The following is a 15201-nucleotide window of genomic DNA, read 5'->3' as shown; positions in this document are numbered from 1 at the left end:
GGGGAGGTGCAGACGGACCGGAAGGGCAAGCCGCTGCCTGACGCCGACCTCCGTGACAACGAGAACGTGCCGCTGAACGAGGACATCCACGATTACCTCAATCGGGAGGTGGTCCCGCACGTCCCGGACGCATGGATCGACGAAACCAAGACCAAGATCGGGTACGAAATTCCCTTCACCCGCCACTTCTACATCTATCAGGCACCAAGGCCGCTCGCCGAGATCGACGCCGAGATTAGGGAGCTGGAGGCGGAGATCCAGGCTCTGCTCGGCGAGGTGACCCAATGAGGAGCCTTCGACTCAAGTACGTAGCTCGTTTAGTTCCCGGACAAGCGCCAAATTCCGAGAGTGTGGAGCCCTTGGTCGCCGGGTTCCCCTTCTTGCAAGGGAATGCAGAGTTTGGAGTCGAGTCGCCCACTCCTCGGCTGCAGTGCGTCTCACCGAGTAAGCGAGCCGCTGCTGGTGATGTCTTGATTTCCGTTCGCGCTCCCGTTGGAGCCTTGAACATCGCAGATCAGGTATATGGAATCGGCCGCGGCCTGTGTGCCGTTCGCGCCGAGAAATGTGAGCCCCGGTTCCTCTGGTGGTGGCTGCACAGTCAGGTTGTGAACCTAAACTCCGTCGCTACAGGCTCAACCTATGCATCGGTCACTGCTGAAGACCTCGCGACGCTCCCGTTCCCGGATATCCCTCGCCTACTGCAGCGGCGCATTGCTGACTTTCTCGACATGGAAACGGGACGTATCGACAAAGTACGGGCTGCCCGTGGCCGGATGAAGGCCCTCCTTAAACTCAAGCGCGAGCGGGTTATCGAGCGCCTGGTTGAGGCCGGCAACCAACAAGAAGTGCCCCTCAAGCACCTCGTTGATGCGGTCACCGTTGGGATCGTGGTCACTCCAGCTGCTTGGTATGTAGAAGACGGCGGCGTGCCGGCGCTGCGCGGAATCAACATCAAGCCGGGAAGGATCGATGCTAGAGATCTTGCCCAAATTAGCCACGAGGGACATGTTGTTCACCGCAAATCTCGGCTACGATCAGGCGATTTAGTAGTGGTGCGTACCGGCCAGGCGGGTGCTACCGCCGCGGTGCCCCCCGAGTATGACGGTGCAAACTGTGTCGATCTTGTGATCGTTCGGCCGGGGCGTTCCCTTGTTCCGAGGTTCGCCGAGTACCTACTCAACTCAAGTTATGCAAAGCGGCGCGTCGCGGAATTCTCTGTTGGCAGTATTCAGTCCCACTTCAATGTTGCTGCGATGAAGGCGATGCCGGTTCCTCGCAAAAGTGTGCCAGAGCAGCGTCGAATCGTTGCTGAGATTGACAGAGCAGTTGAACCTATCGACGAGGTGATAAGGCTGATTCAATATCAAGACGAATTGCTGGCTGAGCGGCGACAGTCGCTAATTGCCGCCGCAGTGACGGGTCGGGTTGACGTGCCGACCGCACAAAGAGCAAATCTGCCATGAATGGCTCGTCGGAGCGGCATTTTTCCTGGCCTGCGCGGCGCTCAAGAGCAGAAGAGCTAGCTCGCAGATGGTTAAGTTGCTTGGAGGACTGAGTGCCCCTGCCTACTGATGCGCCGCGACAGGTGAGAGTAATCGCGGATTCACTTCGCAGGAGATTCGAAAATGTGATCGATATCAGCGACTTCACCAACCCTGATCCGGACGAACGTCGGCGCTGTCTGCTCACGCGAGCGCTCGCGGCGGCCATCGTAAACGGTCGTACGGACTGCGGTGACGTGCGAGCAGCAAAAATGGTGACGGATGGGGGCCAAGATTTTGGTGTCGACGCAGTCGCGTTCGCCGTTGGTGCGCCCCGGCTATGGTTGATTCAGACTAAATGGAGCGATCGGGGCGTCGCCAACTTTGGTGAACTAGATGTGATCACCATGGCCGACGGGTTGCGTATGATTGACCGCCGAGAGTTTAGTCGATTCAATGCAAAGTTCCGCTCGCTGATTAATCAGATCACAACAATCGTCGACGACCCGCAGGCGCGAATTGTGCTGACGATTGGGCTGATGCGCCAAGCGGAATTGCACAGTAATGTATTGCTGCGACTGCGGGATCTGCGCGACGAATTTAACGCTCACGGGCAGTACCTTGATTTCGAAATTCTTTACGTTGACCAAGTCTGGGATCTCGTCCGAAAGGCCGCGCAGCCGGAGCCGATCGAGTTGAATTTCGAGCTTGAGCGCTGGTTCGAGCTGAGCACTCCGATGAGGGCGGTTAACGGTGTCACCACAGCAGCCGCCGTGGCCTCGTGGTACGAGGACAACAGTGACCATTTGTTCCGCAAAAACATCCGGGAATCGCTCGGTGTCACGCAGGTCAACGCGGACATCGCGCGGAGCCTCCGCGAGGAGCCTTACGAGTTCTGGTACCGGAACAACGGCGTGACCATCCTGTGTGACAGCCTGCGATTGACCCCGAGAAGTCGGAGTGCCCCCCATGGGGCGGCGACGATCGAGGCGACTAACGTCAGCGTCGTCAACGGTGCCCAGACAGTCACGGCGATCGCTGCCGCGGTTAAGGACGGCAACGATTCGGTTCGAGAGGCACTCGTGGGCGTCCGAATCATCGAGAGTGCAGACGAAACGACCAGTGCTCAGATAACGAAAGCGACCAATACTCAGAACCATATCGAGCGGCGGGACTTCGTAGCGCTCGACGAGGTGCAGCTCGCGATCAGGGAGGAGTTCCTGCTCACTCTCGGTTTGATCTATGCGATCAGACGAAGCGACTTCGAGCCGTCACCCGAGAGTGGCTGCACCGTGCGTGAAGCCGCTATAGCGCTGGCCTGCGCCCACGCCGATCCGAGACTAGCACAACGTGTCCGCAGCAATGAGGACCTTCTCTGGGAGGAAGGGACCCACGGCGCCTATTCCCGGATCTTCGGCGAACGCCCACCCGCGATACAGATCTGGCGTTCGGTTCAATTGCTGCGCCGAGTCAGGGACTCACTGCACGTCAGGCAAACAGAGTTTGAGGGTCGTGCTGCCGCCGTCGCCGAGCAGGGCAGTCTCGTGATCGCGCACATCGTCTTTCAGGAAATTGGCCGCGACGGCATCGATGATCCTGACTACAACTGGAAATCTGTGCTCGATCGTGTTCCTGATCTGGTCGGCAAGGCGGTTCGATGGCTAGTAACCGAGATCGACGAGCAGTTCGGCCACAACTCGTTCATCGGGCCAACGCTAGCTTCAGCTGAGCGCATCCGTCCGTTGGTGCGGTCCGTTATATCCGCGCTAGAAACGGGCGCAGCCGCGCCCGAGTTGCGGTCAGACTACCTTCCCGTGCCACGGCAGCGGACCACCCGGCGTCGCAACTCGGTACACATCCTGGTGGATGCCGCGCGGATCAAGGAGGGCAGCCGCCTTAACTTCCGGGCGGCCACCGAACCAGAACGGCAGGCCCTGGCCGCATGGTTGGCTGAGGACGCCCGGAGGGGCACGGCAACCTGGGTGAACAACAGGTCGCGGCCGTTGGTGTGGGCCGCGGATGGGAAGCGGTATACCCCGAGCGGCCTGGTCATGCGGATGTATGCGCTTGCGGAGTGGAATGGTGCCCCTGTCGCCGTGCAAGGCCCGCGCCGGTGGCACCTCGGCAACGAGGGCTCGCTGGTTTCGCTCGCCCGCGCGGTCCTGCGCGAGATCGAGGACTCCGACGAGGAGAGTGTCGAATGAGCGCTTCTGCATACGGCGAGAAGCGGTTCGAGGAGGTCCTCGAGGAACAGTTGCTCGCTTCCGGCTGGGAGCGGGGATCTGTCCACGCCTATTCTAAGAGTCTCCGTCTCGACACAGCCGAGCTGTTCGCGTTCATTGGGGCGACTCAGCCGCATGAGTGGGAGAAGCTGCTGGCCTACCACGGGAACAATCCGGACGAGGCGCAGCGGTACTTCGCCCAGTACCTCGCCAAGCAGATCGACGAGCGCGGCCCTCTCGACGTGCTCCGCCGAGGGGTGAAGGACAAAGGGGTCCTGATCCGGCTCGCCTACTTCAAGCCCGCCCACGCAATCACCGACGACGCGCTCACGCTTTACCGCGCCAACCGCCTCACCGTCACCCGCCAGCTCGCCTACTCGAACAGCAACAACAAGACACTCGACCTGGTCCTGTTCGTCAACGGCATCCCGCTGGCCACCGCTGAGCTGAAGAACCCGCTGACCGGCCAGACCGTCGAGGACGCGAAGGAGCAGTACCGCAAGGACCGGGACCCGAAGGAGCTGCTCTTCGCGCGGCGTACCCTCGTGCACTTCGCTGTGGATCCGGATCTGGTCTTCGTCACGACGAAGTTGGCGGGGGACAAGACCCGGTTCCTGCCTTTCAACACCGGCTCAGAGGGGCCGGGTGTCTCCGGCGGTGCCGGCAACCCGCCGGCGGGCGCATCGGGCTACCGCAGCTCCTACCTGTGGGAGCAGATCTGGCACCCGGACACCTGGATGGACCTGGTCCGGCGGTTCCTGCACACCGACAAGGAGTCGCGGAGCCTGATCTTCCCGCGCTACCACCAGTGGCATGCGGTCACCCAGCTCACCGATCATGCCGCCCGCAACGGCTCCGGCCACAACTACCTGGTCATGCACTCGGCCGGGTCGGGCAAGTCCAACACCATCGCCTGGCTGGCGCACCGACTGTCCAGCCTGCACACCGCGCCCGCCCTCGACGAGGACGCCCGGGCCAAGGGGCTGCGCCCCAATGAACCGGTCTTCGACAAGGTCATCATCATCACCGACCGGGTGGTGCTGGACCGGCAGTTGCAGGACACGGTCTTCCAGTTCGAGCACGTGCCCGGCGTGGTGCAGCGGATCGACAAGGACTCCGCGCAGCTCGCCGCCGCCCTCCAGGGTGAGACCGCGAAGATCATCATCACCACGATGCAGAAGTTCCCCTACATCCTCAACCAGGTGCAGGGGCTCAAGGGCAAGCGGTTCGCGGTCATCGTCGACGAGGCGCACTCGTCGCAGTCCGGCGACTCGGCCGCTGCGCTGAAGAAGGTGCTGCTCAAGCTCGGCAGCGACGACGTGGACGAGTCGGGCGACCTGCTCACCGCGTCGGCGCTGGCCCGCGGCCGGCACGAGACGCTGTCCTACTTCGCGTTCACCGCCACGCCGAAGCCGAAGACCCTGGAACTCTTCGGTACGCCGCACCCGGTCACCGGCAACCCGCAGCCGTTCCACACGTATTCGATGCGGCAGGCCATCGAGGAGGGCTTCATCCTCGACGTGCTGCGCAACTACCTGACCTACAAGGCGTACTGGAAGCTGGCCAACGCCAACCCCGACGACCCGGAGGTCGACCCGAAGAAGGCCGGTGCGCAGCTCGCCCGCTTCGCCAGCCTGCACCCCACCATGCAGGCGCAGAAGGCGGAGATCATCGTCGAGCACTTCCGCAAGCACACCGCGCCGCGCCTCGGCGGCCGCGCCAAGGCCATGGTGGTCACCGGCTCCCGCGAGGCCGCCGTCCGCCTGCACACCGCCATCAAGAAGTACGTCGAGATGCAGGGCTACGTCGGCTGCGACTCCCTGGTCGCCTTCTCCGGCGACCTGGAGGTCGACGGCGTCGAGCACACCGAGGCGCGGATCAACGGATTCAGCGAGGGCGAGCTGCCCGAGAAGTTCGCCTACACCGCCGCCGACGACAAGTTTGCCGGCACGCCCAAGGCCAAGCAGGACACCGAGTACAAGATCCTGGTCGTCGCCGAGAAGTACCAGACCGGCTTCGACCAGCCGCTGCTCACCACCATGTACGTGGACAAGCTCCTCAAGAGCGTCGCCGCGGTGCAGACCCTTTCCCGGCTCAACCGCACCCACCCGCTCAAGGCCCAAGGCGACGTCTTCGTCCTCGACTTCGTCAACGAGGCTGGCGACATCGCCGAGCAGTTCAAGCCGTACTTCGAAACCGCCGCCACCACCCCCACCGACCCCAACCTGCTCTACACCGCCCAGAACGCGGTGACCGGCTACCCGATCCTGGTCGACTCCGAGATGCAGGCGTACGCCGAGGCGCTGCTCGCGGCGGAGCAGAAGGCGACCAGCGACACCGCCCTCCAGCGGGCCCACGCCTCCCTTTACCGCTTCACCGATCCGGCGGTCGACCGCTTCAAGGCCCTAGCCGCCGATGACCAGGAGGCCGCGGACGGCTTCCGGTCCGCGCTGCGCGACTACACCCGGATGTACGCCTTCCTCAGCCAGATCGTGCCGTATCAGGACCCGGACCTGGAGCGCCTCTACCTGTACGGGCGGGCGCTGCTCAACCGGCTGCCGCGCCGGCAGGACCCGTCCGTCGACATCGGTGAGGTGCAGCTGACCCACCTTCGGGTCAGCAAGACCGGCGAGCACGACGCGTCGCTGTCGCCGGAGGGGGAGCAGATGCTGCCCGGCTTCGTCGGCGAGGGAGCGGGCCGCCAGCACGACCCGGAGAAGGTCGCGCTCTCCGAGCTGATCGACGCGTTCAACGACAGGTTCGGCATCGGGCTGGGCGAGGCCGACAAGGTCTGGGTCGAGCAGCAGATCGTCGCCCTGGCCGAGGACGGCACGCTCGAGGCCGCCGCCCTGGTCAACGACGAGAGCAACTTCGGCGTGGTCTGCGACAAGCGGATCGAGGACGTGATCCTGTCCCGGCACGACGACAACGGCAAGCTGATGCAGCGCTACCTCGACGACGACAACCTGCGCTCGCAGCTCAACCAGTTCGCGCGCCGCCAGGCGTACCAGATGATCCGCCGCCGCAAGGGCATCGCCTGAGTCACCCACCCTTGTCGAGAGGAGGACGGGTGTCCCCGTCCGAGCCCCCCTTCCACCTTTGGATCGCCACGGACGACTCGCGAACAGTGGCCGCCCTGGCGCCGCTTAAGATGCCCAGGGCCCCGATCAAGCACGAGTGGGGCAGCATTACCGATCTGCGTGCCGTACCGGTGCCCGAGAAGTCGCCCAATCTGGCCGCCATCGTCGTGCTAGCCACGCTGACCTTGATCGGTGCGTTGGGGCTATTCCTTAGCGGTGTGCCGCCGCTTGCGGTCTTCGTCGTGGCGGCGCTGGTATTGGGGCTCTGCTTGGCTGGGGCGATGTCGCAGGCACCGCCTCCCAAGGTGGTGGCACCGGAGCAGGCGGCGTTCCCAGAGCTTCACCAGACGCTGTATGGGAAGGAAGAGCGCGAGGAATTCCTTGGCCTGGTGGGGCTGGCCGAGCGAGCCGGCCGTGCCCTTCCCACCGTCGAAAAAGCGACCGACCCGGTTGAGGGCGGGCGGCTGCTCGCGCAGGTGTTGTGGGAGGCCACTGACGTTCTCAGCCGTCGGCAGCAGCTTCGTCCCCAGGTCGTCTGCCAGCAGCGGCCCGCGTCGGACGCGCTGCCGAACAGTCCCGCCGCCCAAGCGCTGGCCGAACAGCGGGAAAAGGCGAGGGCGCTGTGGAAGGAGACCGAGGACGAACTGTCCCGGATCCAGACCGCCCTTGAACTCGCAGTTATCGCTGCCGAGAACGCCACTCACGACCCCGCTGCACTCGAAGTGGTTCGCGAGGCGTACCGGGAGTTGGCTGACGTGTATGGCGAGCGATTCTAAGGAGAGTCGGTTGCAGGCGCAGGAGCGGATTGCCGACCGGTACGAGCTGACGTACCCGCTCGGCCACGGCGGCATGGGGGAGGTGTGGGCCGGCTTCGACGAGAAGCTGGACCGGCCGGTCGCCATCAAGTTCCTCCGCAAGCTCACCATCCCGGAGCACGAGCGCGACACCGCGGTCGAGCGGTTCATGAGGGAGGCTCGGGTTACCGCCCGGCTCGACCACCGCGGGGTGCCCAGCGTCCACGACGTCGGTCACCACGGCGACGATCTGTACATCGTCATGCAGCTCGTGCCGGGCGTGCTCCTATCCGACCTGATCGCCGAACGCGACTGGCTCGCCGTACCCTGGGCCGCTGCCATCGGCGCGCAGATCTGCTCGGTGCTCGCGGTCGCGCACGCCGCCTCCCTGGTACACCGCGACCTGAAGCCGCAGAACGTGATGGTCACCCCGACCGGCGCGGTGAAGGTGCTTGACTTCGGCGTGGCCGCGCTGCTCGGGGCGGACGTGCCCCGGCTGACCGCCACCAGCCACACCCTCGGCACGCCCACCTACATGGCACCGGAGCAGGCGCTGAACAGTGCCGTCGGTCCCCGGGCGGACCTCTACGCGCTCGGCTGCGTTCTGTTCGAACTGCTGACCGGCAATCCGCCGTACCAGGCCGACAACCCCCTCGGCATGCTGCACCGGCACATGAACGACCCCATCCCGTCGATCGCGGAACATCGAGCCGGCGTACCCGACGGCCTGGTGCAGCTCGTGTTCCGGCTGCTCGCCAAGGACCCGCAGCACCGCCCCGGCTCGGCCGCCGACGTGTACGAGATCCTGGCGCCGCTCGGCCGGGTCGAGCAGGAGTTGGCTGGGGATCTCGCGCCGACCGTCGCCGACGGGCAGCGGGTCGACCCGACCATGCCCTACCGGTACCCGTTCGGACCGCTGCCACCTCAGGCGCCGCTGCCACCGACGCGCGTCGACATCGTCCGGCCCCGAACCGCACCAGAGGTCATCGAGCCGCCGTCTCTCGACGAGCTGGCCGAGGTGGAGGAGCGCGTCTGGGAACTGGCAGAAGAGGAGCGCTTCACCCAGGCCGCAGACCTGCTCGAAACAGCGCTCCGATCGGTGCGGAAGGGGCACGCCGCCAAGCAGCCGAGGATTCTGGAGCTGCGGCTGAACCTGGCCAACCTGTACGTGCTTGCCGGCGCCTACCGGCAGGCGCTGCCGGAGTTCACCCGGCTCGCCGGAGACCTGGCCGAGCGCCCGGTGCCGGACCAGGAACTGATCTGGCACTGCCGCCAGCAAGCGGCCGTCTGCCAGGCGGAGCTGGGCGAGGCGACAGCGGCGCTGGCGGTGCTGCGGTCGCAGCTCGCCGAGGGGCGGCAGTTCATGTCGCCTGACGGGCCCGAACTCCTCGGGCTGCGTCAGCAGGTGGCCATGCTCGCGGCTGGAGCCGGCGAGGTCGTCGACGCGCAGCGCCAGCTCGAAGAGCTGCTTCGCGACGTGCGTCGCGTGCACGGGCCGCACTCGCCTGCCGCAGCGGAGATCGAGGCACTGCTGGCCCATCTCGGCCGCGTGAGTGAAGCGGCTGGCTGACGCTGCGGCCGTGTGGTATCCGTGTTAGGAGTAGATGATCATCTCGCCCAGTGGTCGGTCGAGAACCAGGACGGTGCGTTAGGCGGGTTCAGAGGCGGATCGCTTCGACGATAGTGCCGGCGTACCGGCCTGGGGCGGTTGTCACAATCGGCACCCGCCCAGCGGTGGCCGTGCTGATTGCGTGCAGCGCGGGCCATTCGAGGCCCGGATGTTCGGCACGTAACTGGGCAACCTCTGCTGTACGGGCAAGGCCGACGATTTCGACGGCTCCCACCGGGCCGCCGACGACCAGCTCGGCAAGATGGCCAGCCATGGCCGGTCGGCGTACTGCAGCAGCGGCCAGGCAAAGGGCTGGCACGCATACAGTGGGACCGCGCTCGATCGCAGCAATCAGTAGTCGGGACAACTCGCGGCGGTGTTGTTCCTCGCCGTCGGTCGCGAGCCCGGCAATCAGAGCGAGATCGTCGAGGACGTAACCGCTCACGCTGCTGCGGTGGTGCGGTGCCGGGCAACGGCATCCAGCGCGACACGGGTCAACACGTCGATCGGGTCGCGCTGGTCGCTCCGCAATTGCTCGGCGGCGGTGGTTATCGCCGCTGCGATCGGGGCGGGGACCGGATATGCGCCGATGGTGTCGCGCACCCAGGCCAGAGCTGCGATCTGAGCGTGGAGCACAGCCGCAGCGCGGTCGCCAGCGGCGTTTGTCGGCCCCGCCAGGTCCTCGATCACCGCATACAGGTGTGCTCGGTCGATGGTCATGAGACGCATCCTAGACCGCAGCACCGACATGACACGGTGTCGCCACTCGGCTCCGCGGAGTGGCGAGGCCCAGGAGGGGTGTCGAGCTGTGATCCAGGCCTATGAGTCCTGCTCAGACGTGTCGGAGACGAAGACGCCAACCCCTTGCCTGCCCTCCAGGACGCCTGCCTCTATCAGGAGGTCAATTGCTTTCCTGACGGTCACGCCCGAAGTGTCGTACTGTTCGGCAAGCTCCTTGGTCGTAGGCAGCTTGTCGCCAGGCTTCAAAATGCCGGCGGCAATCTTGGCCTGGATCTCCCGCCGAATCCTTCGCCACAGCGGCTCGTAGGGCGCCATGGGCGGAGTCCATCACAGCCGATGTTCGATCTTGCAACCTATGCCATCCTTACAATCTATAGCTTGATTGGCTTGTTTGGTTGTAAAGTCCCGTTGACCAGCGGAACAAGAGAGGGGAGGGGCATGGGCAGGCGGTGGAAGTGGTTCTTGCGGGCGGGGAGCCCCGCAATCGACCTGACCGGGCAGGTCGTGCCGGATGGGAATGTGCCGGGCCGCTACCGGCGGCCGGCGGGCGAGGAGGTCGTACCCGATGGGCGGGTGACCTCGCGGTGTGACGGCGCGGTCGTCTACGAGCGGCCGGAGCGGCGGCGGGCGGCTCCCGCGCGGAACCACCGCGCGGACTGCTACGCCCGGCAGCCGTCCGGCGAGCGGCACGACAAGCACCGGGGGAGCGGCCCGGTCGAGGGGCGGGGATGGGATGCCTGAGGACCTGGGGTCGACGGTGCCGCGGCGGCAGCTTGGGCGGGCGTTGCGGGAGCTGCGGACTGAGGCGCGGATGACGCTGGACGGCGTGGCGGAGGCGTTGCAGTGCAGCCGGCAGAAGGTGTGGCGGATCGAGACGGGCCTGTGCGCGGTGCGTGGGCTCGACGTGCGGGCCATGTGCGAGCTGTACGCCGCAACACCCGAGCTGGCCGGCGCGCTGGTGGCCCTGGCCGGCGAGACGAGGGCGAAGGGCTGGTGGCACTCGTACGGCGACACGGTACCCGACTGGTTCGAGCTGTACGTCGGGCTGGAGTCCGCCGCCGGTCGGCTGCGCGAGCACGACGACGCGCTGGTCCCCGGGCTGTTGCAGACCCGGGGGTACGCGACCGCCGTCTGCCAGCACCGGCCGGGCCTGACGGAGGACGAGCGGGAGCGTCTGGTCGAGGTGCGACTGCAACGGCAGGCTCTCCTGCGGCGGCGGCTGCCCCCGCCGCCCCGGTTCGACGTCATGCTCTCCGAGGCGGTGCTGCTGCGCGTCGTCGGCAGCCCGGCGACGATGGCGGAGCAGCTACGGCACCTGGTGGAGGTGAGCCGCCTGCCGCACGTGTCGATCCGGGTCCTGCCGCTGGCCGCCGGCCTGCATTACGGCGCGGTCGCGGGCGCGTTCGTGGTGCTCGACTTCCCGCTCGGCAACCGCGTCGAGCCGGAACCGTCGGTCGTCTACAGCGAGTCGCTGACCGGCGCGCTCTACCTCGACCGGAAGGAAGAGCTTGCCGCGTACGAGGGCGTCTGGGCCAGCCTCGACTCGTTGGCCCTGGACCAGGAACAGTCCCGACACCTGATTCGCAAGATCCTTGAGGAGGTTCACCGTGGTTGACCTGACCGGCGCGAACTGGCGCACCAGCACCCGCAGCGGCGACAACGGCGGCAACTGCGTCGAGGTCGCCGACAACCTGCCCGGCATAGTCGCCGTACGCGACAGCAAGGACCGCAGCGGCCCGGTCCTCGCTTTCACCCCCGACGCCTGGGCGGCCTTCGTCCGTGTGGCCCTGTCGTCGCGCTGAGGCCGCGATGCGGTCAGCACGCTCCGCCCATGCATGTCGGCGATCGTGGCGTCCAGTTCCGATTAGGAACAGCGGCACAGCCCCAGCGACGTCATGACCGTGCCGCAGGTGGGGCAGGCGTCCAGACGAGTCCTCGGGGCGCGTAGCGGCGGGGCGGGAGCCGATGGAGCCGTCCACGGTCACGTTGGGCCAGCCAGACTGCCGTAGTTCCTGCGCGCTCGGGATGATCAAAAGGTGTGAGCTACTGAACAGGGACGCCCACTCCCGTTGCTCCTTCGCGGCGCCATGGCAGGGTCTCGGCCCGTGACGATCACGACGGCAGGGGCGCGATTCCTCGCGGCGTTCAACGAAATCGAGAAGCACATCCGAGCCAGCCTGCGCGCGGACAACAGGGACGGATTCGCTCAGCTGGCCCGGGAGTACGCCGACAAGAAGCGGCTGCCCACTCCCCACAAGAGCGCCTTGCTGGCATTTGCCGCGTTGCGGAACGCGATCAGCCACGAACGCTACTACGGCGGCCGACCCATCGCAGAGCCCGTCGAGGCTGTCGTGCAGGAGATCGAGCGGCTCCGGCAGCAGATTCTCGAACCACCGCGCGCGCTGACCGTCCTCGGTTCCGCCAAGGTCTGCGTAGTGCATCCGGACGACCCGATCGGCGCTGCGCTGGACTATGTCCGGACCCTGGGCTACTCGCAACTGCCCGTGTACGACGGCGACAGCTACGCCGGCGTACTCACCACCAACGCCATCGCACGGTGGCTCGCCGACCAGTTGACCAAGAACACGGGCATCGCCGAGGAAGAGCCGGTCAGCCACGTGCTGAAGTTTGCCGAGCCGGGCGAGGATGCCGTTCTGGTGCCGCGGGCGATCACCGTGGTGGAGGCGATCGACCGGCTCAGCCGGGAGAGGCAGGCCGGCTACCTGAGCACAGCCCTCATCATCACTGAGCACGGCCGGAGGACGGACAAGGCGCTGCGGCTGGTCACGCCCTACGACCTTCCGGTGCTCACCGCCGCCCTCGCCATCACCTGAGTCCCCAAGGTCGGGCGGTTGGGCCGCTGGCCGGGTTGCCCCACAGCCGGGCCAGCCGCGTGCGGTCCTGGCCGGCGAGAGAGCCTGGCCAGCCCCGGATGGTCGGCCCAGATGCCGCACGTCATCCGATTCCGATAGCGTTCGCTGGACTCGGCCCGGGCGCTGCTCCGGGTCGAGCATGGGGATACCGGTTGTCCCCGCCCTGCGCGGTGAGACATCAGACGATCCGCCGTGTTGACTGGCCGTTGCGCCGAGTGCAGTGGTGATCATCAGGCCACTAACGTGCGCAGCAGGGGAGGTGGTCGGGTTGGCTCGGCGTTGGGACGCCTGGTTCGAGCAGGAGCATCTTGTCGTCCGGCGCCGGCGGTTGCTGCCATGGCTGAAGGCGGACGTCAGGCAGATCCCGCTCGCCACGGTCCTCGAGATCGGCTCATCCACCGCAGCCCGCCAGGCGAAGCGGCGCGCACAACTCACCGTCCGGGACCCGTCGGCAGCGCACCTGACCGAGGTCATCCCGGTCAGGTTCACGCCGGAGCAGTGGGAGCTCGCCGAATCGTTCGCGCGGGAACGGCAAGCGGCACCGGCCGAGCCGCCGCAACCCGACGAGGACGCACCGACGGGAGGGGCGGCCGCGCCCCGCCCGGCTGTCGGCGTTCCGCCACAGTCGCGGCGACGGGCGCAGCCGCCGGCCGCCCTGCAAGCCCACCTTCCCGCTAAGGAGGCCTCCACCACACGAAGTGCCCCGTCGACAACCCCGGTGATGCGGGCCGGCGACGGCAAGAGGCCGGTGTGGCTGTGGCTCCAGAACGGAAAGATTCACGCCTCCCTCGTACCGGTGGGCAACACCTCGCCGCGCAGGCTGAGCCCCGCCGACGTCGCCCAACTCCTGCTCACTGACCCGTCCAGGGCGATGCCGGCCATCCGTGCGTTGACCGGCGTCGCCGACAGCCAGCAGGCTCTGGCGGGCCTACGGAGCTGGCGGCGGTCAGACCGGGTCGTCGTCAACCTGAGCGCCTCCGACCTTGCCGGGCGGCGGGTCATTGAGGCCCTGCAGAAGCCCGGCCGGAGCAACCCGGATGGCAGCGTACGGACCGTGTCGGGCGGCCTTCCGAGCCTGAACAAGCGCCGCCGGTGAGCATGAGCGATGGAGACGTCGGTCAAGCATGGACAGCGGAGCTGCTCCACGGAAGCGATGCCGGCGCCTCCGTCGTTCCTCAGTTTGCGAGCGAGCCCAGGCCGAAGCCGTCGAGCAGGTTGATGAGGTCGTCGTCGCGGGTCACCTCGAAGCCACGCTCGCACAACACCGCGACGAGTTCAGCCTCGCAATCGAGCGGAGCCTTGAGGTACTCGCCGTCGTGAACCGTGAGCACGAGTTCACCGTACCGTTCCTGCAGGTCCTGCGGCAGCACGTCGAACGCCCGCGTCGTGACCATCCGGGGCCAGCTCATTTCCACGACTGCACCCACCTCGGTGAGGTCGAAGGGCTTGTCGTCGGCGTATCCGTCCTCCGGCTCGTAGCAGTCGGGGCCGGCGGGGTTCCACAGGTGGGTCATCTGCACCTGCCGGGCCTCGCCCCAGGTCCGCGCGGAGGCGAGCGCCCTGATCTCCGCGGCCTCCCCGGCGGCGGTGTCGGCGTCGACGAAGGCGAGGCAGTCGTAATTGGTGGCGTGGCCGTAGACCAGGCGGCGGGCGTCGGGGTGGTGCGTCGTCATGGCGGGCATTGTGCCGCAGCGGTACGACAACCAAGATCATGGGAGCCATGGCCAGTGTTCTGGCCGGGAGGGTTCACGGTTGTAGGCGGCGGGCAGGGTACCGCGGGAATCCCGTTCCAAAGGTTGAGGCGTGCCTCTAGGGTGGCGCGGTGATGACTGCGGTGATCGTTCTCAACGGTGGCTCCAGCTCGGGGAAATCCGGGATCGCCCGGTGTCTGCAGGCGGTGCTGCCGGGTCCGTGGCTGGCTCTCGGGACCGACATGCTGGTTGACGCGATGCCCGCGTCCATGCGGGCGTCGGATACCGGGATCGAGTTCGCTCCGGACGGAGGGGTGATCGTCGGGCCGGAGTTCCGGACGCTGGAAGCGGCATGGATCGAGGGGGTCGCTGCGATGGCCCGGGCGGGTGCCCGGGTCATTGTCGATGAGGTCTTCCTCGGCGGAGCCGACTCGCAGCAGCGATGGCAAACGGCTTTGGGTGACCTGCGGGTGCTGTGGGTCGGCGTCCGGTGTGACAGTGCGGTTGCTGCAGGCCGTGAGATCGCACGAGGCGACCGGGTCATCGGGATGGCCGCGTCCCAGGCGGATGTGGTCCACCGGGGTGTGGTCTATGACCTGGAGGTGGATACCACCCATGCCGAGTCGATGGAATGCGCACGGACCATCGCCGCACATGCCAGGTGATTGACCAGCAGACCCTTCTCACCAAGGGAGCGGTCGCGCGGTTGG

15 protein-coding genes and 1 pseudogene are annotated in these 15201 nt (G+C 66.5%); 12 read left to right on the top strand and 4 right to left on the bottom strand.

Going from position 1 to position 15201, the window contains the following annotated elements; all coding sequences use genetic code 11:
* From ONA70_RS26780 to ONA70_RS26755, 6 genes and pseudogenes are all read left to right on the top strand, one after another.
* Positions 1 to 288, top strand: a pseudogene (locus ONA70_RS26780) (SAM-dependent DNA methyltransferase); the annotation flags it as partial.
* Entirely contained in the window at positions 285 to 1463 is a 1179-nt protein-coding gene (locus ONA70_RS26775) for a restriction endonuclease subunit S (RefSeq protein ID WP_265009257.1), read from the top strand. The pseudogene ONA70_RS26780 and the gene ONA70_RS26775, both read left to right, overlap by 4 nt.
* Positions 1464 to 1627: 164 nt before the next feature.
* Positions 1628 to 3685 carry an AIPR family protein gene (locus tag ONA70_RS26770; RefSeq protein WP_265009256.1) on the top strand — a complete coding sequence of 686 codons (2058 nt, stop codon included), beginning with the start codon at positions 1628 to 1630 and terminating at the stop codon, positions 3683 to 3685.
* Positions 3682 to 6744: a type I restriction endonuclease subunit R gene (locus tag ONA70_RS26765; RefSeq protein ID WP_265009255.1), complete on the top strand. Its 3063-nt coding sequence runs from the start codon at positions 3682 to 3684 to the stop codon at positions 6742 to 6744. Before ONA70_RS26770 ends, ONA70_RS26765 begins: the two co-directional genes overlap by 4 nt.
* A gap of 29 nt (positions 6745 to 6773) precedes the next feature.
* Positions 6774 to 7559, top strand: a complete 786-nt coding sequence (locus ONA70_RS26760) for a hypothetical protein (protein ID WP_265009254.1) — start codon at positions 6774 to 6776, stop codon at positions 7557 to 7559.
* Positions 7560 to 7569: 10 nt separating this feature from the next.
* A complete protein-coding gene (locus tag ONA70_RS26755; RefSeq protein WP_265009253.1) occupies positions 7570 to 9147 on the top strand; it encodes a serine/threonine-protein kinase in 1578 nt (525 codons plus the stop codon).
* Positions 9148 to 9235: 88 nt separating this feature from the next.
* Here ONA70_RS26755 and ONA70_RS26750 read toward each other — a convergent pair whose 3' ends face one another.
* From ONA70_RS26750 to ONA70_RS26740, 3 genes are all read right to left on the bottom strand, one after another.
* On the bottom strand, positions 9236 to 9631 hold the full coding sequence (locus ONA70_RS26750) for a hypothetical protein (protein ID WP_265009252.1): 396 nt from the start codon (positions 9629 to 9631) through the stop codon (positions 9236 to 9238).
* Positions 9628 to 9906: a hypothetical protein gene (locus ONA70_RS26745; RefSeq protein WP_265009251.1), complete on the bottom strand. Its 279-nt coding sequence runs from the start codon at positions 9904 to 9906 to the stop codon at positions 9628 to 9630. The genes ONA70_RS26750 and ONA70_RS26745 overlap by 4 nt, the downstream gene beginning before the upstream one ends.
* A 99-nt stretch (positions 9907 to 10005) precedes the next feature.
* Positions 10006 to 10242, bottom strand: a complete 237-nt coding sequence (locus ONA70_RS26740; RefSeq protein WP_265009250.1) for a GntR family transcriptional regulator — start codon at positions 10240 to 10242, stop codon at positions 10006 to 10008.
* 258 nt (positions 10243 to 10500) lie between these two features.
* On the opposite strand from ONA70_RS26740, the gene ONA70_RS26735 reads away from it, so the two are divergent.
* From ONA70_RS26735 to ONA70_RS26715, 5 genes are all read left to right on the top strand, one after another.
* The gene (locus ONA70_RS26735; protein WP_265009249.1) at positions 10501 to 10668 is read left to right on the top strand and encodes a hypothetical protein; all 168 of its coding nucleotides are present in this window, start codon (positions 10501 to 10503) and stop codon (positions 10666 to 10668) included.
* The gene (locus tag ONA70_RS26730) at positions 10661 to 11542 is read left to right on the top strand and encodes a helix-turn-helix domain-containing protein (RefSeq protein ID WP_265009248.1); all 882 of its coding nucleotides are present in this window, start codon (positions 10661 to 10663) and stop codon (positions 11540 to 11542) included. The genes ONA70_RS26735 and ONA70_RS26730 overlap by 8 nt, the downstream gene beginning before the upstream one ends.
* The gene (locus tag ONA70_RS26725) at positions 11535 to 11729 is read left to right on the top strand and encodes a DUF397 domain-containing protein (RefSeq protein ID WP_265009247.1); all 195 of its coding nucleotides are present in this window, start codon (positions 11535 to 11537) and stop codon (positions 11727 to 11729) included. The genes ONA70_RS26730 and ONA70_RS26725 overlap by 8 nt, the downstream gene beginning before the upstream one ends.
* A 303-nt stretch (positions 11730 to 12032) precedes the next feature.
* A complete protein-coding gene (locus ONA70_RS26720; protein ID WP_265009246.1) occupies positions 12033 to 12761 on the top strand; it encodes a CBS domain-containing protein in 729 nt (242 codons plus the stop codon).
* 307 nt (positions 12762 to 13068) lie between these two features.
* Positions 13069 to 13896: a flagellar biosynthesis protein FlhF gene (locus tag ONA70_RS26715; protein WP_265009245.1), complete on the top strand. Its 828-nt coding sequence runs from the start codon at positions 13069 to 13071 to the stop codon at positions 13894 to 13896.
* Between the two features lie 79 nt (positions 13897 to 13975).
* Here the strand turns inward: ONA70_RS26715 and ONA70_RS26710 are convergent, their stop codons facing one another.
* Complete coding sequence (locus ONA70_RS26710; protein ID WP_265009244.1) at positions 13976 to 14473, bottom strand: hypothetical protein; 498 nt, start codon at positions 14471 to 14473, stop codon at positions 13976 to 13978.
* 152 nt (positions 14474 to 14625) lie between these two features.
* On the opposite strand from ONA70_RS26710, the gene cpt reads away from it, so the two are divergent.
* Positions 14626 to 15156, top strand: a complete 531-nt coding sequence (cpt, locus tag ONA70_RS26705; RefSeq protein ID WP_265009243.1) for a chloramphenicol phosphotransferase CPT — start codon at positions 14626 to 14628, stop codon at positions 15154 to 15156.
* The last annotated feature ends 45 nt before the right edge of the window (positions 15157 to 15201 follow it).

The sequence above is a fragment of the Micromonospora yasonensis genome, assembly GCF_026013475.1.
In the GTDB taxonomy this organism is placed as follows: Bacteria; Actinomycetota; Actinomycetes; order Mycobacteriales; family Micromonosporaceae; genus Micromonospora; species Micromonospora yasonensis.
Note: the sequence above shows the minus strand (reverse complement) of the source record. Positions and strands in the feature narration are given on the sequence as shown.